Below are 22,454 nucleotides of genomic sequence, written 5' to 3'. Positions count from 1 at the left end.
AACTTAAAAGCCAATACTTAACAACACTAAGTATTGGCTTGAAATTTTTAATTATTATATCCAAAATACCGATACTCTAATTTTGACACCTATCCCTCGATAGGTGGGTGTCCTCACAGATGTTTCAATCACCTTTAATGCCGTAAAAGGACTCACATGAAAGTACATTTCTTCATCTAAATATTGAACTCCCAAAATTTAAATGTAGGTTCAAAATAAGAGTTGACGAATATTTCAGAAAGTACAACCACAACTATTTATAAACAGTTGTTCTTTGCTATGAGATTATAATAACATATTTAAATTTTCTGTACAAGAGATATATAATTGGTAATTTAGGAATATAAAATAAAATAGCAAGTTAAAGATAGGATGTATACATTTTTTATATAAAAATATATAAAGTTATATTACAACTTGGAGACATTTAACAGAAGAAATCATATTATGAAGTAATTAGGCAGATGAAAGAAAATAACAAGTCAGATATACTAGTATACTGACTGGTTATTTTTATGGATATGCCTCAATTCTTTTGAAAGGTCGAAAATCATGTATAAATTAAGAGATAGTGATAATTATAGCTTAAATGATTATTCAAGCACTAAATGTGATAATAAATTTAAAGTCTTTGGAACAGGTACAGTAAGTTTAAAACCAGATGGAGCGGAAGTGGTAATTGGTATTATAACAGAAAATACACAATTAGAAGTAGCACAAGAAGAAAATGCTAAGATAACTCAGCAAGTTATAGATAGTATAATGGGAATGGGAGTATTGCCTAAATATATACAGACTCAAAGTTATAATATTAGACCTAATTATGATTATATTGATGGAAAACGAGTTTTTATAGGTTATCAAGTAAGTAACTATTTAAAAATTTTTGTTAGAAATATTAGTTCTGTAGGTGAAATAATTGATACTGCAGTAAAAAATGGTGCAAATACTGTAGGTGATATTAGGTTTATTGTTTGGGATCAAACAAAGCATTATTACGAAGCATTAAACTTAGCTGTTGAAGATACTCAAAATAAGGCTAGTGTTATAGCTAATAAACTTAAAGTAAAATTAAATATTATACCAATACAAATAAATGAGCAGGATAAGGGGAATATAACTCCATTAACATTAATGAATGTTAAAGCAGTAAATGGAGCTACACCTATTGAAGCTGGAGAAAATAAAGTAACTGCAGAAATTGAAGCCGTATTTATATATACTGAGTATTAATAATTATATAATAATAATGCAGTTAAGTTAGTAAAATGGAACCTATAAAATAGACACTTAAAAAAGACTATTTTGATAGGTTCTTTTTCTCTCAATTTTATTTATAACTTAATGCAAAAAATATAAATTAAAATTTATTGTCAGATTTACTTCACATAATACGAATGGTATTGTGTAAGAATAAATTTTAAGGCATACTGACGTGTTATTTTTTGAATATGCCTAAAGGAAAGGGCGGTGAATATCTATTTCTGATATTGAGTTATTAGATTTACTTAATAGTGATTTTGAAAAAGGATTAGAAGAAATTATGGATTGCTATACACCTCTTATTTATACAATAGTATCTAATAAGATTTTAGGAATATATTCTAAAGAAGACATAGAAGAATGTGTAAGTGATGTATTTATGGAAATATTTAATAATAGAAATAGAATTGATCTTAATAAAGGTTCTATTAAGGGTTTTTTAGCAACTATAGCAAAAAGAAAAGCCATAGATATGTATAGAAGAAAAGATGCTAATAAAAGTTTATTTAGTATATCTATGGATAATGTATGTTGTAGTAGTCATAGGGATGATGTTATTAATTTAGTATCTAAAAAAGAAGAGTATTCAAAATTAATAGATACAATAAAAGCTCTTGGAGAACCTGATAGTGAAATAATTATAAGAAAATATTACTTAAATCAAAGCTCAAAAGAAATTTCTAAGGATATTAATTTAAAAGTTAATACTATTGATAAAAAGGTATCAAGGTGTATAAAAAAGTTAAAAAAGATGTTAGGAGGAATTTTGTAATTTGGAAGATAGATTATCAAATATATTAGATGGTTTAAATGTTGAGGATACTACAGTTCTTTTGGAGGAAGATATTAATTTATCTATAAACTCATTTTCTAAAAGGCGTATTATGAAATCTGTAAAGAAAAAAGTTAAAAACAAAGGAAAAAATCATAATTTTATGAATGAATTTTTAGGGGGATTTTTTATGAAAAGAAAGTTAATTTTAAGTGGAGTAATGTTATGTTCAATGGTAATAATAGGGGGTGGAGGATACGCTTATGCTAATACTCCAGTAGCATATGTAAGTCTTGATATTAATCCAAGTGTTGAATTAGGTGTAAATAGACTTGACCAAGTTGTATCTGCTGAAGGATATAATGAAGATGGTAAAAATATATTAGAAAATACAGATTTAAAAAATGATAATGTTAATGAAGCAGTGGGTACATTAATTGAAAATGCTATTGATAAAGGTTATATAACTTCTGATAATGAGGCAGTTATATCACTTACAACTGCTACAGATAATGCTACAATTTCAGAAGAACTTGAAGACTCATTAAAAGTTGCAGCAGATGAAGTTTTAGATAAAAATGAAATTCAAGCAGAAATTGCAGAAGATAATATTGCATTACAAAGAAGAGATGAAGCAAGAAAACTAGGAATAACACCAGGTAAATTAAATCTTATACAAAAACTTCAAGCATTAGATTCAAATATAAAAGTAGAAGATTATAAAAATCTTTCTGTAAAAGAAATACAAAAGAAAAATAAAGAATTAAGAAAAGTAACTAATGAAGAAAATAGTGATAAAATAAATGATGATTTAAATAACAATTATGAAAACAATATTTCTGATGAAGAAATAGAAAATAAAATTCAGCGAGAAGATTCTACTAATTATTTAGAAAAAGAAAATGTACTTAAACAAGAGAAGAAGAATAGTGATAATAACAGTAATAACAATAAAGATAAAGAGTTTAATCAAAATAAACCAGAAAAACAAGAAGAAAATAATTCTTCAAATTCAAAAAATGATAATTTAAATAAAGCAGAACAAAAAGAGAATAATAATTCTTCATTAAATTCACAAAGCAAAAATTCAAATAAAAAGTAAATAATAATCATATGCCGCACCGTTATTTATGCACTGCGTTTGAAAATGGTACATGGCTAAAAAATCGACGGCTTTAAAGTGACCTTGACGATTTTTTTTAAGAGTTTATATATATAAACTCTTATTTTAATGGTTAAATATAGTGTATAATATAATTAAAGAGTAATTATCTTTACATAAAATAAATTTTAATGAAAAACTTAAAATTATTTAATATGATTTTAAATTTAGGGAGTTGATATTATGTCACACAAAAAGAATACATATATACAAAGTTTATTAGGTTCCGTATTTTCAACTTTTAGTGAAGATGAATTGAAAGAAATAACAGGAAATGAAAAAAGAAGTATAGCTATTTGCGGAAAAATAAATAATCCAGGAATAATAGAAGTTCCAGAAGGTGCAACGCTTAGAGATATATTAGAGCTTTGTGGAGGTCTTGTACACAATAGTAGTTTTAAATCTGCTCAGATAGGAATTCCTTTTGGTGGTTTTTTAAATGAAAGTAGCTTGGACAAAGAATTTGATTTTGGATTATTTTATGAAAATATTAGTAGAGCTATTATTGTTTTATCAGAAGAAGATTGTATAATCCAATATGGAAAATTTTACATAGAATATTTGCTAGCAAAAATTAAAGATGGTACTTATGAAAATTATAAAATAGTTAAAGATGAAATAACTAGAATGCTTAAGGTTTTAGACAGAATAAGTAAGGGTGTATCTGATATGCGTGATGTGTATATTTTAAGAAGTCTTGCAGATATTGTAAAAGATAAGATGAATCAAAAGCATAATATAATGGAAGAAATAGTTGAAAATTTTTATGAAGAAATAGAAGAACATATAGAAGAAAAGAAATGCTATACAGCACAATGTAATCATCTTATAAAGTTAACAATTACAAAAAAATGTATTGGATGTGGAAGCTGTAAAAGAGCTTGTCCTGTTGACTGCATAGAAGGAGAATTAAAAAAGCAACATAATATAGATTACAACAAATGTACTCATTGTGGAGCATGTATATCAGCTTGTCCTGTTGATGCTATAACAGCAGGAGATAATACAATAAAGTTTCTTAGAGATTTAGCTACACCTAATAAAATTGTAATTACTCAAATGGCACCAGCTATAAGAGTTGCAATAGGTGAAGCATTTGGATTTGAACCAGGGGAAAATGTAGAAAAGAAGATAGCAGCTGGTCTTAGAAAATTAGGAGTGAATTATGTTTTTGATACTACTTGGGGAGCTGATTTAACTATAATGGAAGAGGCCGCAGAACTTCAAGAAAGACTTGAAAAATATTTGGCAGGAGATGAAAGTGTTAAGCTTCCAATTCTTACTTCATGTTGTCCTTCATGGATTAAGTTTATAGAAAATAATTATGCAGATATGTTGGAAGTTCCTTCTTCTGCAAAATCACCGATGCAGATGTTTGCTACCATAGCAAAAGAAATATGGGCAAAGGAAAAAGGGCTTTCAAGAGAAGAAGTAACTTCAGTTGCTATTATGCCATGTGTTGCTAAAATATATGAGGCATCAAGAGTAGAATTTTCGGTAGATATGAATTACGATGTTGACTATGTAATTACTACAAAAGAACTTATAAAAATATTTGAAAATTCAGGAATAGATTTAAAAGAAATTGAAGATGAAGAAATAGATACTGTTATGGGAGAATATACTGGTGCTGGAATTATTTTTGGTAGAACTGGAGGCGTTATAGAAGCTGCCACTAGAACAGCAATTGAAAATATGACAGGAAAAAGAATTGATAATATAGAATTTGAAGGCCTTAGAGGATGGGATGGATTTAGAATTTGTGAACTTGAAGTAGGTGATCTTAAGCTTAGAATAGGGGTTGCACATGGACTTAAAGAAGCTGCAAAGATGCTAGATAAAATAAGATCAGGTGAAGAATTCTTTCATGCAATAGAAATAATGGCTTGTGTAGGTGGATGCGTAGGTGGCGGTGGTCAACCTAAAATAAGAAAAAATAAACAACAAGTTTTAGAAAAAAGGGCAGAAGGATTAAATGAGATAGATAGAAGTAAAGTGCTTAGAAGATCTAATGAAAATCCAGAAGTAATTGCTCTCTATGAGAAATATTTAGATCATCCATTAAGCCACAAGGCTCATGAATTACTTCATACAAAGTATTTTCCAAAAGTTAAAAAAAGATAATCCATAGGTAAACATAGGATGTTTATTTTAAAAATTAAATTTATAACCTAAAAAAGTTAGCAATGCAAAAAATCAACCTGTAGTTAATATGGGTTGATTTTTTTATTTTTAAATAAATCACTTATTCATATCAAGTATTTTATATAAATTTATTATACATAATATATAATGTAAAGAATAAGAAAATTAAATTTCTAAATTTTAAAAGTTTTATGAAATTATACTAGTATTTTATTTTTAAAAGTTGTAAAATAATATTAATTAAATAATAATAAATATCATTTAATATAAAATGTTGAATTTGGGAGGGCAATTTATGTATGATGTTAGTATTATAGGAGCAGGAATAGTTGGATCAGCTATTGCTAGAGAATTATCAAAATATGATTTAAAAGTGTGTCTTATAGAGAAGGAAGAGGATGTTGCAACAGGAGCTTCAAAAGCAAACAGCGGTATTGTACATGGTGGATATGTAGCTAAATATGGAACTTTAAAAGGTGAATTATGTATAAAAGGAAATAGTATGTATAGTCAGCTTGAAAAAGAACTTAATTTTGGATATAGAAAACCAGGTGCATTAGTAATAGGATTTAATGAAGAAGATGAAAAGAAAATAGAAGATTTATATGAAAATGGTTTAAAAGTTGGATGCAATGATTTAGATATAATACATGGAGATAAAATAAAAGAATTAGAACCTCATATAAATAAAGAAGTAAAAGTTGCATTATATGCTAAAAGTGTTGGAGTAGTTTCTCCTTATGAGATGACAATAGCACTTACGGAGAATGCAATAGAAAATGGAGTAGATTTAAAATTAGAAACAACAGTATTAGGTATAGAGAAAAAAGATGAAGCTTTTAAAATAAGTACTAATAATGGAATAATAGAGAGTAAGTATGTTGTAAATGCAGCGGGGCTTTATAGCGATAAAATAGCTAATATGATAGGATTAGATCAATTTAAAATATTGCCGAAAAGAGGACAGTATGTACTTTCTACAAAAGATCAAGGATATCTTGTAAATAGAGTTATCTTCCCAGTTCCTACAGAAAAGGGAAAAGGAATACTGGTTACTACAACTTATCATGGGAATTTTATGATAGGACCTGATGCTGAACAAACAGATGATAGAGAAGACATAGGAACAGATAAAGAAAGTATTGAAAACATAATAGAAACAGCAAGAAAGTCTATACCGAATTTTGATGTGAGTAAAGCTTTAACTACTTTTGCAGGGGTAAGAGCAGTTAGTAGTTCAGGCGATTTTGTCATAGGTGAAAGTAATATTAAAGGATTTATAAATGCCGCAGGCATAGATTCACCAGGGGTAACATCTTCACCAGCTATAGCAGAAAAAATAGTTGAAATTATTAAAGAATCTGGATTAAAGTTAATTAAAAATGAAAGATTTAATCCGTATAGAAAACCTATAATAATTAAAAAAGACAAAGATTTTGCTGGAAAGATAGATGATGAAGATCCAAAGAAAAATATAATATGCAGGTGTGAATGTGTGACTGAAGCAGAGATAATAGATGCAATGAATAGAGGGATTCCAATAAAATCTACAGATGCTATAAAAAGACGTACAAGAGCAGGAATGGGATTTTGCCAAGGTAATTTTTGCAGACCTAGAGTAAAAAATATAATATCAAGAGAGATGAATATTCCAGTAGAAGAAGTTACAGTAAGAGGAAAAAATGAAGAAGAACCACCTAAAAGAGTAAATATAGATATTATTAGAAACTGCGATAAGTAAAATAAAAGTAATTTGTAACAATTTTTTATACTCGTTACATAATATATAGCACAACAAATGAGGTGGATGGCAGGAAAAAGATACAGTGAATAATTGTGATACACATATATAATGTAAATGAAGTTATTTAAATAGAGGCTATTGCAAAATAATATGCAATAGCCTTTGAATTTATATTAGAATCTAAAATCACGTTTTCCTTCATTTAATTCTTCTAAATGTTTAATTACTACCTCTTTAACTTTATCACTTGGAATTCTAGTAATTTCTTTTTCTATTACTTTTTCACCATTTTTCTTAGTTTTTGAAGAAGCATAATCTTCTAAGTATTCTTTTAAAGTCATTAAAGCGTTTGGTTGACAGCAGTTAGCTATTTGCCCAGATTTAACAAGACTCATAAACCTATCTCCAGTTCTTCCTTCTCTATAACAAGCAGTACAGAAACTAGGAATGTGCCCCATCTCTAATAACCAATTAACTATTTCATCTAATTTTCTATTGTCATTTACATCGAATTGAGCAGAATTATCTTCTTCTTTTTCTTTTTCAACGTATCCACCAACGCTTGTACAAGAACCACCACTTAATTGTGAAACACCAACTTTTAAAAGTTTTTCTCTTGCTTCTTGAGATTCTCTTGTAGAAACAATAATTCCTGTATATGGTACTGCAATTCTAAGAATAGCTACTATTTTTTCTAATAATTCATCTGAAATTGCATTTGCAAAATCTTCAGGATTTATATCATCAGCAGGTCTTATTCTAGGAACACTTATAGTATGAGGGCCAACTCCTTTAGCAGCTTCTAAATGTTCAGCATGCATTAATAGACCAACAAAATCATATCTATAAAGATTTAATCCAAATAAAACACCACAACCAACATCATCAATTCCACCATCCATAGCTCTATCCATAGCTTCTGTATGATAAGCATAATCATGTTTTGGTCCAGTTGGGTGAAGTTTTTCATAAGCTTCTTTGTTATAAGTTTCTTGGAATAAAATATATGTTCCAATTCCAGCTTCTTTAAGTTTTCTATAGTTTTCAACTGTTGTAGCTGCTATATTAACATTCGCTCTTCTTATAGCACCATTTTTATGTTTTATGCTATAAATAGTTTTTATACTTTCAAGAACATATTCTATTGGATTATTAATAGGATCTTCTCCAGTTTCTAAAGCAAGTCTTTTATGTCCCATATCTTGAAGAGCAATTACTTCTCTCTTAATTTCTTCTTGAGTTAATTTCTTTCTACTTATATGTTTGTTTTGATGATGGTATGGACAATAAGTACATCCATTTACACAATAATTTGATAAATAAAGAGGTGCAAACATAACAATTCTATTTCCATAAAATTTTTGTTTTATCTCTTTAGCTAAATCATGTATTTTGGCTATTTCTTCATCTAAATCACATTCAAGTAGTACAGCAGCTTCTTTATGAGAAAGGCCTTTATATTCTTTTGCCTTTTCTAAAATTTCATTAATTAAAACTTTATTTCTCTTATTTTCTTCTGCAAACTTAAGAGTTTCTAAAATCTCTTCGTTATTAATAAATTCAGTTGCTATACTTGATTTTACATTATACATGTCAAACATCTTCTTTCCATATTAATTTTATTAAAGCTGTTCTGACAACATTAAAGTTAATAGGGATTAATTTGTTTTTGAATACATAGTTTTTACATTTATGCCTTTAAGCATACCCAATTTACCTGATAATGAACTTATAATATCATTACTAGCATCAACTACAATACTTATAATGGCAAGATTTTTTTCCTTATAAGGAAGTCCCATTCTTCCAATTATATATTTATTATAATCATGCAAGATAGTATTTACTTTTTCAGTTACAGTTGTATCTTGAACTATTATGCCTATTAAAGCAATTCTTGTATCCATAAATATCCATCCCTTCTTAAATATTAAGTAAATAACAAAATTCATAATGTGATAATGAACTTTGAATTTTTATTAATATGCATTTTAAAATTTATATAAAACAAATTTGGCACAAAAATAAAAAACTCTATGCAAAAAAGGCATAGAGATACATACTTAATTATATATTCGCCTTCTCATTTGGGTAAAACCCTCATGTATTTCAGAACATTTTTTTAATTGTTACCTTTTCTCTCAGGAATATCCTTAAAGTAAGGGTTAAATTAATTCTATCATATATTAATGTTTTTATCAAAGAATACAGTTTAGTAACTATTAATTATTTATAAACATAAATTTAAGAATAGATTAAGGAAACATGTAAATTAGCTATGTTAATATATTAGTATAATAATTTAAAATGAGAAAATTCAGGAGGATACTATGGAAAAACGTCAATATGTTTGTTCAAAATGCGGATGTAATAGATACGAAAGTGATCAATTTCAAGCAACTGGTGGAAATTTTGCTAAAATATTTGATATTCAAAATAAGAAGTTTATTACAATTTCTTGTTCTCAATGTGGCTATACAGAATTGTACAAGGCTAATACGAAGAATGGATGGAATATATTAGATTTTCTAATGAGTTAAATTTATTTATGAAAGATGAACTCAGGTAAAAAAGAGTCTATATAATAGTATAAATTCCATTATGATAGACAAATATAAAAATATATGTAATAGTAGCTAGTCTTAAATTTATAAATTAGCTACTATTTTTTTATTATTTAAAGCCTATTTTGAATTCTTTAGGGGTTACATTATACTTTTCTTTAAAACTTCTTATAAAATAAGAAATATTACTAAAACCAACTTCTAATGATATTTCAGTTATAGATAAATCAGTATTTGAAATTAAATTTGCAGCTTTTTCTAATCTATAATTTTTTATAAATTGAATGCAGGTTTTACCAGTGTACTTTTTGAAAAATCTCATAAAGTGATATTGATTGTAATGGCATATAGAAGAAAGTGTATTAATATCTATTTCTTTATTATAATTTTCTTGTATGTATTTGAGTATAATTTTAATTTTTTCAATTTTTTCTTTATTTAAATATGTATTATTTGTTTTCTTTTTTATCAAATTAAATTTAAATAGAAGAGAAAAATATCTAAAAAGCAATGATTTGATTTCTAGTTCAAAACCATAATATTTTGAATTATAAGTATCAGTAATATTTAATATTATATTTTTTAATTCATCATTAATAAGAGAATCTTTATTAATAATTACTGGAAGTTCAAATTCATTATTTATTATAGGAGTTATAAAGTTAACGGAACAATTATCAATAATATTGCTATTTAATTGTTCCATATTGAAAACAATAGAATTCCAAGTGCTAGAATGATTTTCTTCAGTACTAAAATAATGAAGAAATCCGCTATTTATTAGGATTATATCACCTTTTTTACAAGTATAAGAATCTGCATTGATTTTTAAATTAAATTGTCCAGATAAAACTAAAATTAATTCTAGTTCATTATGCCAATGTGCTGTTATTGATTTTTCAATATTACCTAAGGAAACATTATATATGCCTAGCGGTAGTAAAAAACTACCATGTTCTCTTTTTTCTCTACAATTATCTTTTATCATTTTATCACCATTAATGTCAGTTTTGTGTTATTTATTATCAATTTATTGCAAGTATATATTACTTTTATTAAATATAATATCATTATAGAGATATTTTGCAAGAAACAAAAGCAAAATAAGTAAAGTTTATTTATAAATTAGAATATATTAAAGGAGAATTAATTATGACTGAAAAAGAAAAAATGTTAAATGGAGACTTATATTTAGCTCTTGGAGAAGATCTATTTTCTGAAAGACAACATGCTAAAGAGGTGATTTTTGAATTTAACTCATTACATCCGAGTGAAGTAGAAAAAAGAAATGAACTAATTGCAAAGCTATTTGGATATGTGGGTGAAAATTTTTATATAGAACCACCTTTTAGATGTGACTATGGATACAATATTCATTGGGGTGAAAATTCTTATGTAAATTATAATTGTACAATATTAGATTGTGCTAAAGTAACAATAGGAAAGGATGTACTTATAGGTCCTAATGTGAATATTTTTACAGCAGGACATCCATTATCACCTTCACAAAGAATTTCAGGGCTAGAGTATGCACATCCTATTGAAATAGGAGATGGAGCTTGGATTGGTGGAGGAACAACTATAAATCCAGGAGTTAAAATAGGGAGAAATGCAGTAATTGGATCAGGAAGTGTTGTTACAAAAGATATTCCAGATAATGCAGTAGCTGTAGGAAATCCTTGTAGAGTTATAAGAATTATAGATGAAGAATAATACTAAATGGAGGGAAAATAATGTTATTTAAAAATAATGAAGCGTCTTGGATTTTTGAACCCAAAACATATATTATATCAGATGAAAAGATTGTTATTAAAACTGAGCCAGGAACAGATCTTTGGCAAAGAACTTATTATGGATTTCAAAACAATAATGCACCGGCATTGTTAGTTAGCACAAATGAAAAAAATTTTTCTTTTGTAGTGAAAACTCAATTTGACAGTAATCATCGTTTTGATCAATGTGGTGTTATAATTTACCAAGATAGTGATAATTGGTTTAAAGCATCTATTGAATATCAAAATGAAGAATACCAAAGACTTGGAAGTGTAGTAACTAATTATGGTTATTCGGATTGGGCAACTACTGATATTTCTGCAAAATACAAACAAATGTATTATCGACTTAGTCGCCGTGAAAATGATTATTGTATTGAAAATTCATATGACGGAGTTAATTTTAAACAAATGAGAATTTTCCATTTATTTAAAGCAAGTGATGAAATACGTATAGGAGTATATGCTTGTAGTCCGGAAAAATCTTCATTTAATGCTGTGTTTACAGAAATACAATTTACAGAATGCAAATGGCCAGCTCATAAATAAATATTAAAGATTTTACTATAATGCTATAAAAATAAATATCCAATATTTAGATTATGCTTATTATACTATAGATATGATAATTCATTAATATTGATTTAAAACACATTCTAATATTATGACCAAGTGTAACAATAGGTATTTGCTTTAATAAAATATTAATAAGTAATTGATTAAAGGAGATATTTATGAGTTACACTACAAATAGACAACCACAAGGAATTTTAAAAAATATTGAAACTTTTTTTAGAGAAGGAATGATTGCTGAAATAGTTGCAATAAATGATTATAGTTATTTTATAAGTTTAACTGATAATAAAGAAGTAAAAGATATATTCCATCATATAATGGAGGAAGAAAAAAGGCATTATGGACTGTTTTTGCAAGCATTAAGAAGTGTAGATAAAGAGCAAGCAGCAGTAAAGGCTGAAGTAGATGAACATCTAGAAATATCATCAAAGGAAAAATATAAAGAATATAATGGTAAGGGAAGTAAAAGCAATTTACTTACTCATATAAGAGATGCTATAAAAGGTGAACTAGAAGCTATAGTATTATATGAATTTTTTATTGAAAATCTAGAAAATGAAAAGGCCATAGAACTTATAAAAGAAATAACTAAAGATGAAAAGGAACATGTGGAGGAATTAACAAAAACATTGGTTATTTTAGATAAACATAAATATAATAATATAGTATAAATATATAAAAACAAGGAAGAACTTTAAGTGTTCTTCCTTGTTTTTATATGGTTGATTTTTATTATTTCTTTTCTGCTGGGTACTTACGACCTACAAAAATTTCCACTCTTCGATTTTTAGCTTTACCTTCATCTGTAGAATTATCAAATTTAGGTTTTTGATCACCATAAGCTTGAATTGATATTTTTTCTTGTTTAATGCCTCCTGAACCAACCATAAAATTCATTACATTTATAGCACGTATTGCACTTAAATCCCAATTAGAACGGAAGTTAGTATTATTAATTGGAACATTGTCTGTATGTCCTACAATTTTAATATCATTATCTAGACCCTGAAGCATGCCTGAAATTTTTAAAAGTAATGGATGTACATTTTTTAACACATCTGCATCACCTGAATTAAAAAGTATAACATCCTGTATTGAAACTTCTAACCCACCTTCATTAAGATCAACCTTAACTTTATCAGAATATCCTTGTTGACTAATTTCTTTCTCTAACATTTGCTTTACTTCATTCATTTTTCCGTCTTCAACTGTAGAATTATTAGACTCTGATATACTAGCCTCCTCCGTAGACATATCGGGTTTTCCGCCTTTCATTGCACTGTTAGTACCTGAAAAAATAACGCTGAATTGTTCACTAGCTTGTTGTAGCTTTTGGTTATCTACTTTACTCATAGCAAACATAACAATAAAGAGAGCTAATAAAAGTGTTAGCATATCTGCATACGGAATAAGCCATGTTTCATCGACATGTTCTTCATGATGTTCTTTTTTCTTTTTCATCCTTATTCTCCTTTGATTTAAGTTTAATTATTCATTCTCTCAATTTCAGCTCTATCTTTTGGTGGTAACATACCAACTAGTTTTCTTTCAATACTCTTAGGATTTGCGCTTGATTGAATAGCTAAAACCCCTTCAAATATAATATACATATTACTTATTTCTTCATGAGATTTTCTTTTTAGTCTAGAGGCAAAAGGATGACAAACTACGTAACCAACGAAAATACCATAAAGAGTTGCAACGAATGCTCCCGCTATCATGTGACCTAATTTTTCAGTATCATTTAAGTTTCCAAGAGCACCAATTAAACCAACAACTGCTCCTAAAACTCCAAGTGTTGGCGCAGCACCACCTGCTGCTGTAAAAATAGCAGCACCATTACGATGTCTTTCTTCTGTGCTCTCAATCTCCATTTCCAAAGTATCTCTTATTACTTCTGAGTCTAAACCATCCACTACCATTTCTAAACCTTTTTTCATAAATTTGTTTTCCATTTTTTGTACTGTACCTTCAAGCGATAATAATCCATTTTTTCTAGTTAATTGCGATATTTCAACAAGTTGTTTTATAATTGAAACTGGATCTTCACCTTTTCTTTCTTTAAACAGAACCCCCATAATTTTAGGGATTGAAAGAAACTCTTTTTTCGGAAAAGAGTTCATTACTGCAGCAGTAGTACCAATAAGAATTATAATAGCTGCAGCAGGATTTAATAATACTGCAACATTCGCACCTTTTACAATCATCCCTACAACTACTGCAAGAAGACCTGTAATAACACCTATAATCAAAAAAATATCCATGTTTATTCCCCCCTGGAATATATGTTTTAAATTATGTAAAATAAATATAGAAAAACAAATTATATGTATTTCTAAATAAGACTTATATATTATAAAAAGAAATCTATATATTGGTAATATAATACATATATGTATTAAGATTAAGAGCAGCATATATATTAAAATTACATATAAATTAACTTATTTTTTTATTAGTTTATTACATCTTATTATAAAATTTTTATAAAGTTATAATATCACAATATTTAAAAAGCTAAAAGTATATTTTAAAAGTATTTGGACAAAATTTCACATTATTAAATACTATATTTTTTAATAGATATTATATAAAAAGTTTATTAGAATATATGCCAATAAAGGGAGAATGTAAAAGTGATTAAATGATGCAACAAAAAAATTTTTAGTAATAAAAAATATTGGATTATTAGAGTGTTGATATATAAGGGTTAAGAAATAATATTAATCATATATTAATATTATCCTAGTTTTTTAATTAAATTTGACTTACTAAAGAGCATATAGTAAACTGTACACGTATTAAATAATAAAGACAGTTCGTGTAACCATCCTGTCTATAAACAAAACTAGGGCGTAACTACCCGTATAGGTAGTTTTTTGTTTAAGGGCGGTTTTTGCCCTTTTTTATTTGCAAAAAATTAATTAGTAGCCTATTTTTTAGTAGAATGTTGATATATGCATAAGTAAAGTTGGACAGAATAATTATATAGTTTATGCCCTTTATCAATATGTAAGGAGGTCTTGATTATGAAAAAAATAGGGTTAACAACAACAGTTCCAGTAGAGGTTCTTATTGCAGCAGGATATACACCTGTAGATTTAAATAACATTTTTATAACCTCTACTGATTATTCAAAATACATAGATATAGCAGAAATAGATGGGTTTCCTAAAAGCTTATGCGCTTGGATAAAGGGAATTTATGGCGCATGTATAGAAAATGATATTAAAGAAATAGTTGGAGTTATGGAAGGAGACTGTTCTAATACTAAAGTTCTTATTGAGGTACTTCAATTAAAAGGAATTAAGGTTTATCCATTTTCATTTCCACATAGTCATAAAATAGAAGATATAGAAAATGAAATAAGAAAGTTTATGACTATCTTTAATGTAAGTCTTGAAGAAACTGAAATAGTTAGAAAAAGACTAAATGAAATTAGGCAATTATCAAAACAAATTGATGAATTAACATATATACATAATAAAGCTAGTGGATTTGAAAATCATTTATATCAAGTAAGTTTAAGTGATTTTAATGGAGACTTAAATGTTTTTAAAGCAGATTTAAAAAAAGTTATTGATGATATAAAGAAAAGAGAACAACTAAATAAAAAATTAAGATTAGGATATATAGGTGTTCCACCTATGACTAGTGATATATATGAATTTGTTGAAAATTTAAATGCTCATTTTGTATATAATGAAGTGCAAAGAGAATTTGCTTTTCCTAGAGTAGATAAAGCAGTAAGTATATTTGAGCAATATTATGATTACACTTATCCTTATAACACTGAATTTAGAATTATGGAATTAAAAAAGCAAATTAGAGATAGAAAATTAGATGGAATAATTCATTACACTCAAGCTTTTTGTCATAGAGCAGTTGAGGATATAGTCTTAAAAAAGCAATTAGATATTCCAATATTGAATATTGAAGGAGATAAATTAAATACATTAGATGCAAGAACAAAACTTAGATTAGAAGCTTTTCTTGATATGCTATTGGATTTAAAGGAGATTAAAGAATGAGAACATTAGGAATAGATCTTGGAAGTAGGGAAGTTAAAATTGCTTTAATGGATGACAATAAGATAATAGAAATGAAAAAGATAAGTACCATGAGCTTTTATAGAGATTATTGCAGTTTTGATGGTAGGGTAATAGTAGATTTAGAAAAGCTTAATATAGGACCAATTGATAAAGCTGTTTCAACAGGCTATGGAAAAAATAATACGGATTTAAAACTTTTTACTCCTATAAATGAATTAAAAGCTCATATTTATGGAGCAATTTATCAAACTGAATTAAAAGATTTTATACTTTTAGATATAGGCGGTCAGGATGTTAAAGTGATAAAAGTAGAGAAAGGCATTATTGAAGATTTAGAACTTAATGAAAAATGTGCTGCCTCTTGTGGAAGATACTTAGAAAATATGGCTAATGTGCTTGAAATATCTATTGATGAAATGAGTAAACACTCAGAAAATCCCATTGATCTAAATTCAACTTGTGCAGTATTTTCTGAATCAGAGTTAATTGGAAAAATAGCGGAAGGTGTAAGTATAGAAAGATTATGTGCAGGAGTTAATTATTCTCTTTATAAAAGACTATGCCCTCTTTTAAGTAAATTTAAAGGAAAAAAATTAATTATAACTGGTGGTGTTGCAACCAATACTTCAATAAAAAAATATCTAAAAAATGATTATGAAGAAGTAGTAGAAGTAAAACAGCCACAATTTAATGGAGCAATTGGATGCTGCTATTATGGGAGTAAGGTGCTATGTTAAAAACATAGATTTGAAGAAATATTCAATAGGTTATTGGAGGAAATAATTATGTATATTTTAAAAGCAGAACATAGTTTTGATAGTGCCCATTTTCTTGCTAGATATAAAGGAAAATGTGGAAATATTCATGGACATAGATGGAAGGTTGAAATTGAAATACAATCAGAAACCTTAGTAAAAGGTGGGCAACTTGATGGTATGTTAATAGACTTTGGGGATTTAAAGAAAGATGTTAAAGATATGGTAGATTATTATGATCATGCATTGATTATAGAAGAAGGGACCATGAGGAAAGAAACATTAAACTGTATAAAACAAGATGGATTTAAAGTAATAGACGTTAATTTTAGGCCAACAGCTGAAAACTTTGCAGCATTTTTCTTTAAAACAATGAAAAACAAGGGATATAACGTAAAAAGAGCTACAGTTTATGAGACTCCTACCAATAGTGCTGTATATGAAGAAAGTGAGGGGTGTTAAAGTGAATTTTAAAGTAGTTGAAAAGTTTGTTAGCATTAATGGAGAAGGCCGCCTTTGTGGGCAATTAGCAGTATTTATAAGATTTGCAGGATGTAATTTAAATTGTAGCTATTGTGATACAATTTGGGCAAATGAAAAAAATGTTTCTTATAAGTTAATGTCTTCTAATGATATATATGAATATATTAAATCAACAAAAGTTAGAAACATAACTTTAACTGGAGGAGAACCTCTTCTTCAAGAAGGAATAATAGAGCTATTAGAACTATTATCAAAAGATAATGAACTTTATGTTGAAATAGAAACTAATGGAAGTGTATTGATAGATCAGTTTTTAACTATGGAAAATCCTCCAAGTTTTACTATGGATTATAAACTTCCTTCAAGTAATATGGAAGGTAAAATGGAATTAGAGAATTTTAAATATTTAACTAATAAAGATACAGTGAAATTTGTATCAGGTAGCATTGAAGATTTAAAAAAAGCGAAATACATAATAGATACTTATAACCTTGTGGATAAAACTAGTGTATATATTAGTCCTGTATTTAGGGAAATTAATATGGATGATATAGTAGAATTTATGAAAGAAAATAATATGAATAAAGTTAATTTACAAATACAACTTCATAAGGTTATATGGGAACCAAGCAAGAGGGGTGTATAATATGGAAATCGATATAAAAGCAATTGAAGAACATATAAGGGGAATTTTAATAGCTTTATGTGATAATCCTGACAGAGAAGGATTAAAGGATACTCCTAAACGTGTAGCTAAAATGTACGAAGAAATCTTTCAAGGAATGTGTTACAGTAATGATCAAATTGCAAGTATGTTTAATACTACTTTTGAAGATGATTTATTAATAAAAGAAAATAATAATGATATAGTTTTTATGAAAGACATAGAAATATTTAGTCATTGTGAACATCATTTGGCACTTATGTATAACATGAAAGTTGCAATAGCATATATACCTAATAAAAAGGTTATTGGATTAAGTAAAATAGCTAGAATAGCTGATATGGTAGGACGTAGATTGCAGCTTCAAGAAAGAATAGGAACAGATATAGCTGAAGTATTGCAAAAAGTAACTGAATCAGAAGATGTAGCAGTTATTATACAAGGAGAACATGGTTGTATGACTACTAGAGGAATACAAAAGCCAGGTGCTAGAACAATATCAACTACTCTAAGAGGAAGATTTAATACTGACCCAATTTTAAATAACAAATTGATGATGCTTTATAAACAAGGTTTTTAGCCTCAGATGGATTTTTAAACCTATTCGGAGACTTAGAAACCGTTATCCATGAGTGTGTAGCTGTTATGAAATTACAGATACTAGCTATGGGATAGACAATAAGAATATATATACATATTAAAAGGACGGTGTACTATAAATGAATAAAGAAAAAGCAATAGTAGTATTTAGTGGTGGGCAAGATAGCACAACTTGCTTATTTTGGGCAAAAAAGAGGTTTAAAGAAGTTATAGCAGTTTCTTTTGATTATAATCAAAAACATAAGTTAGAATTAGAATGTGCAAGAGATATATGTAAAAAATATGATGTAGAACACCATATTTTAGATTTAAATTTATTAAATCAACTAGCACCTAATTCACTAACTAGACAAGATATAAATGTCGATAAAGATGCACCTAAGGAAGGGGTTCCTAACTCATTTGTAGATGGCAGAAATATGTTATTTTTAACTTTTGTTGCAGTATTCGCAAAGCAAAGAGGAGTAAATACTATTATAACAGGCGTATCTCAAAGTGATTTTAGCGGATATCCAGATTGCAGAGATGTATTTATAAAATCTTTAAATGTTACACTGAATTTAGCTATGGATTATCAGTTTGAAATCCTTACACCATTAATGTGGATTAATAAAGCAGAAACTTGGAAAATGGCTGATGATTTAGGTGTGCTTAATATCGTTAAAGAAGAAACTTTAACTTGTTACAATGGAGTAATAGGTAATGGCTGTGGAAAATGTCCAGCTTGTAAATTGAGAAAAAATGGATATTTAGAATTTAAAAAAGAATATTTAAACATTTACTAGTTTTAAACTATACTAATATAGAGAAAAATATTTGCGAGGTAGATATGTCTATATATTTTGATGTCAAAACTATTAGAGAACTTATAGGAGATAATTATAGAGAACAAAGAGAATTTACATTAGAAGAATTAGCACAATATGATGGAAGTAACGGAAAACCTGCTTATGTGGCCATAGAAGGTATAGTTTATGATTTAAGCGAAAAAGCAGTTTGGGCTAACGGAACACATTTTGGACTTACAGCAGGTAAAGATTTAACAGAACAATTCAAATCGTGTCATGGAGTGCCTAAATTTTTAAGTACCCTATCTAAAGTTGGGATACTTAAAGCAAATAATAGAATGAATACTGTAACTATGAACAGAAGTGAAATGCAAAGCAAATCTAACTTTACTCCTGATGATTGGGTTAGATATATTACCCCATTAGTTAATCGTGCATTAGCAGAAGCTAAGGCAGGAATTAATCCAGAACATTTATATCAGGAATTTATTTTATCAGGTGTACTTGTAGGATTAGGAAAAACTCCTCAAGAAGCTATTGAACAGGTTGAAGAATGGGAAAAGACAGGAGTATCAAAGTTATTGGCAATGAGTAAGATGAACAGATTTTATTAGAGATTAAAAAGTGACTATCTAACAAAATTTTTGTTAGATAGTCACTTTTTTTATTTACTATGTTTTAATTGAATGTTGAGCTTTATAAAAAAATATAAGTTCTACATCATTAAAGCAATATTAAATTTTATATATTTCTACCTACTTCAAAAGCATCCCAAATGGCAGTCAGAATATTTCTAACTTCTCTTGCATCTCCTAATAGGTACACTTCTTTATCATTAAATTTTAATTCATTATATAGTGATTTTTCAGAATTATAACCAACAGATAAAATTACAGAATCAGCAGGAATTGTCACTTCTTTATCATCTTCTATTATTATAGCACCGTCATCAGCTACTTTAGATAAGATAGATTTTGTTTTAATATCAACTTTATAAAAAGCTAATAAATCTCTTAGCATTTGGCTATTTGCATGACATATTTCAGGACCAGAAGCTAATATATCATCAAGAGCTTCAACTATAGTAACCTTCTTACCCTGTTTTACAAGCCAAAGGGCTGTTTCACAACCTACTAAACCACCACCAAGAATAACAGTTGAATTTCCAGGAGTTTTATTTCCTAAAAGTACATCTTGAGCAGTATAAACTTTATTTTTATTTCCTTCTAAATTTAATATTTTAGGTGTTGAACCTGTAGCCACAATAATTACATCTGGATTTAATTTATCAGTTAAATCTTTTGTAACTGCAATATTAAAATGAATATCGATGTTATTTTCTTTTAATTCATTTTCATACCATTTTACAAGAGCTCTGTCATCTTCTTTAAAATCAGGAACTCCTCCTGGTATAATATTTCCACCTAATTTATCTGTTTTTTCATATAAAGAAACTTTATGGCCTCTGATAGCACAAACTCTTGCAACTTCGCATCCAGCAACACCACCGCCTACAACCATTACATTTTTGATTTCTTTAACTGTGTGCAATTCAAAGTCCTTTTCTCTACCTGTAGATGGATTTACAGCACAAGAAATTCCGCCACCAGTAGCTAATCTTCCCATGCATCCATCATGACAAGATAAACATGGACGAATATTTTTAATTTTTTCTTCTTTAATTTTTCTAGGAATATATGCATCTGCTAAAAGTGGTCTTCCTAAAGCAATCATATCTGTTTTGCCAGTAGCAATAGCATCACTTGCTAGATCAGGATTGTCCATTCTTCCAGCAGTAATAACAGGAACTTTAAGCACTTGTTTTAACTTTTCATTTAATGAAAGATACATTCCCTTTTTAAAATACATAGGAGGGTGATTCCAATACCATGAATCATAAGTACCAGCATCAGAATTAAATGCATCGTATCCGGCCTCTTCTAGTATTTTAGCAACTTCAAGACCTTCTTTAAGATCACGACCTTTTTCGTCAAAGTCTTCTCCAGGTAAGGCGCCATCATTTAAGCCTTTTACATAACTTTTAACACTATAACGAAGAGATACTGGGTAATCTTCTCCACAAGCATTTTTTATTGATTTAAGAATTTCTATAGGTAATCTTAATCTGTTTTGTAAGCTTACACCATATTTATCTGTTCTTTTATTAAACAATGCAATAGTAAATTGATCAAGAAGATATCCTTCATGAACAGCATGGACTTCGATTCCATCGAATCCAGCCTCTTTTGCTATAGCAGCTGATTCACCAAATCTTTTTATATAAGTTTCAATTTCTTCTATTGTAAGTTCTCTACATTTTATATCAGGTACCCATTTATGAGGTATAGCAGATGGTGCTATTGGTTGAACGCCACCAACCATGCTAGGGATACTAACACGACCAAAACCCATAGTTAATTGTAAAAATATCTTTGAATTGTATGCATGAACTCTTTCTGTAAGTACTTTTGCTGTTTTTATAAAATTTCCAGGATTAATAGTTGGACAAGGCATAGAAGGCATAGTACATTTTTCAATTTCATTTTCAACATAAGTAATACCAGTTATTATTAAACCAGTACCACCTTTTGCTCTTTCAACATAATACTCTATTCCCTGTTCATTAAAACTACCATCTTCTGAGCATAATCCAGCAGGTCCCATAGGGGCCATTACAAATCTGTTTTTAATTTCTAGATTACCAATTTTTATTGGTTCAAATAAATTTGAATATTTAGTGTCCATAAAACAACCTCCCATTTGAAAAAATTTACCAAATATATTCAGTATAGTCTAATGCAATGAAAACGTCAACATAGAATGACCAAATATTGTAATATATAGCCTTAAAGAAGAAATACATAATACCTTAATATATGTTGTAAAAGTATTCAAACCTTAATAATATAGTAAATTTTCCAACTATATTATTAAGGTTTAATTTATAGTAAAGTTTATTTTTTACTGTAATTAAATTAAATAATATATAAAAGCTGTACTAAGATTTTAGTACAGTTTTTTAGTGATGATTATGCAATCAATAATATTTTCTATGACAACTATTAATGAACTTAGTTAATAAAAGAACTATATTGTATAAATTTAATATTTTTA

The 22,454-nt window shown here is 27.9% G+C and carries 22 protein-coding genes and 1 other RNA gene; 16 read left to right on the top strand and 7 right to left on the bottom strand.

Translation table 11 applies throughout. From position 1 onward, the window contains the following. Window positions 1-53: 53 nt before the first annotated feature. A non-coding RNA gene (gene ssrS / locus RGC78_RS06260) (6S RNA) lies at window positions 54-244 on the bottom strand. A gap of 308 nt (window positions 245-552) precedes the next feature. Here ssrS and RGC78_RS06255 point away from each other — a divergent pair. The 5 genes from RGC78_RS06255 (at window position 553) to RGC78_RS06235 (ending at window position 7,083) form a co-directional block, all read left to right on the top strand. Next, on the top strand, window positions 553-1,233 hold the full coding sequence (locus RGC78_RS06255; RefSeq protein ID WP_252212135.1) for an SIMPL domain-containing protein: 681 nt from the start codon (window positions 553-555) through the stop codon (window positions 1,231-1,233). A 310-nt stretch (window positions 1,234-1,543) separates the two neighbouring features. Further along, window positions 1,544-2,035 (top strand): sigma-70 family RNA polymerase sigma factor, encoded by a 492-nt coding sequence (locus RGC78_RS06250; RefSeq protein ID WP_252212136.1) that lies wholly within the window; start codon window positions 1,544-1,546, stop codon window positions 2,033-2,035. Window position 2,036: 1 nt separating this feature from the next. Beyond that, the gene (locus tag RGC78_RS06245) at window positions 2,037-3,137 is read left to right on the top strand and encodes an anti-sigma-I factor RsgI family protein (RefSeq protein ID WP_252212137.1); all 1,101 of its coding nucleotides are present in this window, start codon (window positions 2,037-2,039) and stop codon (window positions 3,135-3,137) included. Between the two features lie 243 nt (window positions 3,138-3,380). After that, window positions 3,381-5,321: a [FeFe] hydrogenase, group A gene (locus RGC78_RS06240; RefSeq protein ID WP_309556258.1), complete on the top strand. Its 1,941-nt coding sequence runs from the start codon at window positions 3,381-3,383 to the stop codon at window positions 5,319-5,321. A gap of 316 nt (window positions 5,322-5,637) precedes the next feature. Next, the gene (locus tag RGC78_RS06235) at window positions 5,638-7,083 is read left to right on the top strand and encodes an NAD(P)/FAD-dependent oxidoreductase (protein ID WP_309556256.1); all 1,446 of its coding nucleotides are present in this window, start codon (window positions 5,638-5,640) and stop codon (window positions 7,081-7,083) included. 176 nt (window positions 7,084-7,259) lie between these two features. Here the strand turns inward: RGC78_RS06235 and hydG are convergent, their stop codons facing one another. Continuing rightward, the gene (gene hydG, locus RGC78_RS06230; protein WP_252212422.1) at window positions 7,260-8,678 is read right to left on the bottom strand and encodes a [FeFe] hydrogenase H-cluster radical SAM maturase HydG; all 1,419 of its coding nucleotides are present in this window, start codon (window positions 8,676-8,678) and stop codon (window positions 7,260-7,262) included. A 66-nt stretch (window positions 8,679-8,744) separates the two neighbouring features. Further along, complete coding sequence (locus tag RGC78_RS06225; RefSeq protein WP_252212140.1) at window positions 8,745-8,993, bottom strand: TM1266 family iron-only hydrogenase system putative regulator; 249 nt, start codon at window positions 8,991-8,993, stop codon at window positions 8,745-8,747. A gap of 423 nt (window positions 8,994-9,416) precedes the next feature. Between RGC78_RS06225 and RGC78_RS06220 the strand changes: the two genes are divergently transcribed. Then, window positions 9,417-9,626 carry a zinc ribbon domain-containing protein gene (locus tag RGC78_RS06220; protein ID WP_252212141.1) on the top strand — a complete coding sequence of 70 codons (210 nt, stop codon included), beginning with the start codon at window positions 9,417-9,419 and terminating at the stop codon, window positions 9,624-9,626. 133 nt (window positions 9,627-9,759) lie between these two features. Here RGC78_RS06220 and RGC78_RS06215 read toward each other — a convergent pair whose 3' ends face one another. Then, on the bottom strand, window positions 9,760-10,638 hold the full coding sequence (locus tag RGC78_RS06215) for an AraC family transcriptional regulator (protein ID WP_252212142.1): 879 nt from the start codon (window positions 10,636-10,638) through the stop codon (window positions 9,760-9,762). Between the two features lie 164 nt (window positions 10,639-10,802). On the opposite strand from RGC78_RS06215, the gene RGC78_RS06210 reads away from it, so the two are divergent. The 3 genes from RGC78_RS06210 (at window position 10,803) to RGC78_RS06200 (ending at window position 12,669) form a co-directional block, all read left to right on the top strand. Further along, on the top strand, window positions 10,803-11,363 hold the full coding sequence (locus RGC78_RS06210) for a sugar O-acetyltransferase (RefSeq protein ID WP_252212143.1): 561 nt from the start codon (window positions 10,803-10,805) through the stop codon (window positions 11,361-11,363). Between the two features lie 20 nt (window positions 11,364-11,383). Next, window positions 11,384-11,971 (top strand): DUF1349 domain-containing protein, encoded by a 588-nt coding sequence (locus tag RGC78_RS06205; RefSeq protein WP_309556255.1) that lies wholly within the window; start codon window positions 11,384-11,386, stop codon window positions 11,969-11,971. Window positions 11,972-12,156: 185 nt separating this feature from the next. After that, window positions 12,157-12,669, top strand: a complete 513-nt coding sequence (locus RGC78_RS06200; RefSeq protein ID WP_252212145.1) for a ferritin family protein — start codon at window positions 12,157-12,159, stop codon at window positions 12,667-12,669. A 61-nt stretch (window positions 12,670-12,730) separates the two neighbouring features. On the opposite strand, the gene RGC78_RS06195 is transcribed toward RGC78_RS06200, so the two are convergent. Then, window positions 12,731-13,459: a flagellar motor protein MotB gene (locus tag RGC78_RS06195; RefSeq protein WP_309556254.1), complete on the bottom strand. Its 729-nt coding sequence runs from the start codon at window positions 13,457-13,459 to the stop codon at window positions 12,731-12,733. A 23-nt stretch (window positions 13,460-13,482) separates the two neighbouring features. Then, entirely contained in the window at window positions 13,483-14,262 is a 780-nt protein-coding gene (motA, locus tag RGC78_RS06190) for a flagellar motor stator protein MotA (RefSeq protein ID WP_252212147.1), read from the bottom strand. Between the two features lie 765 nt (window positions 14,263-15,027). Between motA and RGC78_RS06185 the strand changes: the two genes are divergently transcribed. The 7 genes from RGC78_RS06185 to RGC78_RS06155 all read left to right on the top strand — a co-directional run bounded on the left by RGC78_RS06185 (window position 15,028) and on the right by RGC78_RS06155 (window position 19,954). Further along, window positions 15,028-16,029: a 2-hydroxyacyl-CoA dehydratase family protein gene (locus RGC78_RS06185; RefSeq protein WP_309556253.1), complete on the top strand. Its 1,002-nt coding sequence runs from the start codon at window positions 15,028-15,030 to the stop codon at window positions 16,027-16,029. After that, entirely contained in the window at window positions 16,026-16,787 is a 762-nt protein-coding gene (locus tag RGC78_RS06180; protein ID WP_309556252.1) for an acyl-CoA dehydratase activase, read from the top strand. Before RGC78_RS06185 ends, RGC78_RS06180 begins: the two co-directional genes overlap by 4 nt. A gap of 48 nt (window positions 16,788-16,835) precedes the next feature. After that, window positions 16,836-17,267 (top strand): 6-carboxytetrahydropterin synthase QueD, encoded by a 432-nt coding sequence (gene queD, locus RGC78_RS06175; RefSeq protein ID WP_252212150.1) that lies wholly within the window; start codon window positions 16,836-16,838, stop codon window positions 17,265-17,267. A 1-nt stretch (window position 17,268) separates the two neighbouring features. Then, window positions 17,269-17,934 (top strand): putative 7-carboxy-7-deazaguanine synthase QueE, encoded by a 666-nt coding sequence (queE, locus tag RGC78_RS06170; protein ID WP_309556251.1) that lies wholly within the window; start codon window positions 17,269-17,271, stop codon window positions 17,932-17,934. Window position 17,935: 1 nt separating this feature from the next. Beyond that, window positions 17,936-18,532: a GTP cyclohydrolase I FolE gene (gene folE, locus RGC78_RS06165; protein WP_309556250.1), complete on the top strand. Its 597-nt coding sequence runs from the start codon at window positions 17,936-17,938 to the stop codon at window positions 18,530-18,532. A 139-nt stretch (window positions 18,533-18,671) separates the two neighbouring features. Then, on the top strand, window positions 18,672-19,337 hold the full coding sequence (gene queC, locus RGC78_RS06160; RefSeq protein ID WP_309556249.1) for a 7-cyano-7-deazaguanine synthase QueC: 666 nt from the start codon (window positions 18,672-18,674) through the stop codon (window positions 19,335-19,337). Window positions 19,338-19,381: 44 nt separating this feature from the next. Continuing rightward, window positions 19,382-19,954: a cytochrome b5 domain-containing protein gene (locus RGC78_RS06155; RefSeq protein WP_309556248.1), complete on the top strand. Its 573-nt coding sequence runs from the start codon at window positions 19,382-19,384 to the stop codon at window positions 19,952-19,954. A gap of 127 nt (window positions 19,955-20,081) precedes the next feature. On the opposite strand, the gene RGC78_RS06150 is transcribed toward RGC78_RS06155, so the two are convergent. Then, window positions 20,082-22,085 (bottom strand): oxidoreductase, encoded by a 2,004-nt coding sequence (locus RGC78_RS06150; protein ID WP_309556247.1) that lies wholly within the window; start codon window positions 22,083-22,085, stop codon window positions 20,082-20,084. Between the last annotated feature and the right edge of the window lie 369 nt (window positions 22,086-22,454).

It is taken from the genome of Clostridium aquiflavi, assembly GCF_031344075.1.
Lineage (GTDB): Bacteria > Bacillota > Clostridia > Clostridiales > Clostridiaceae > Clostridium > Clostridium aquiflavi.
This window is presented reverse-complemented; position numbering and strand designations above follow the sequence as displayed.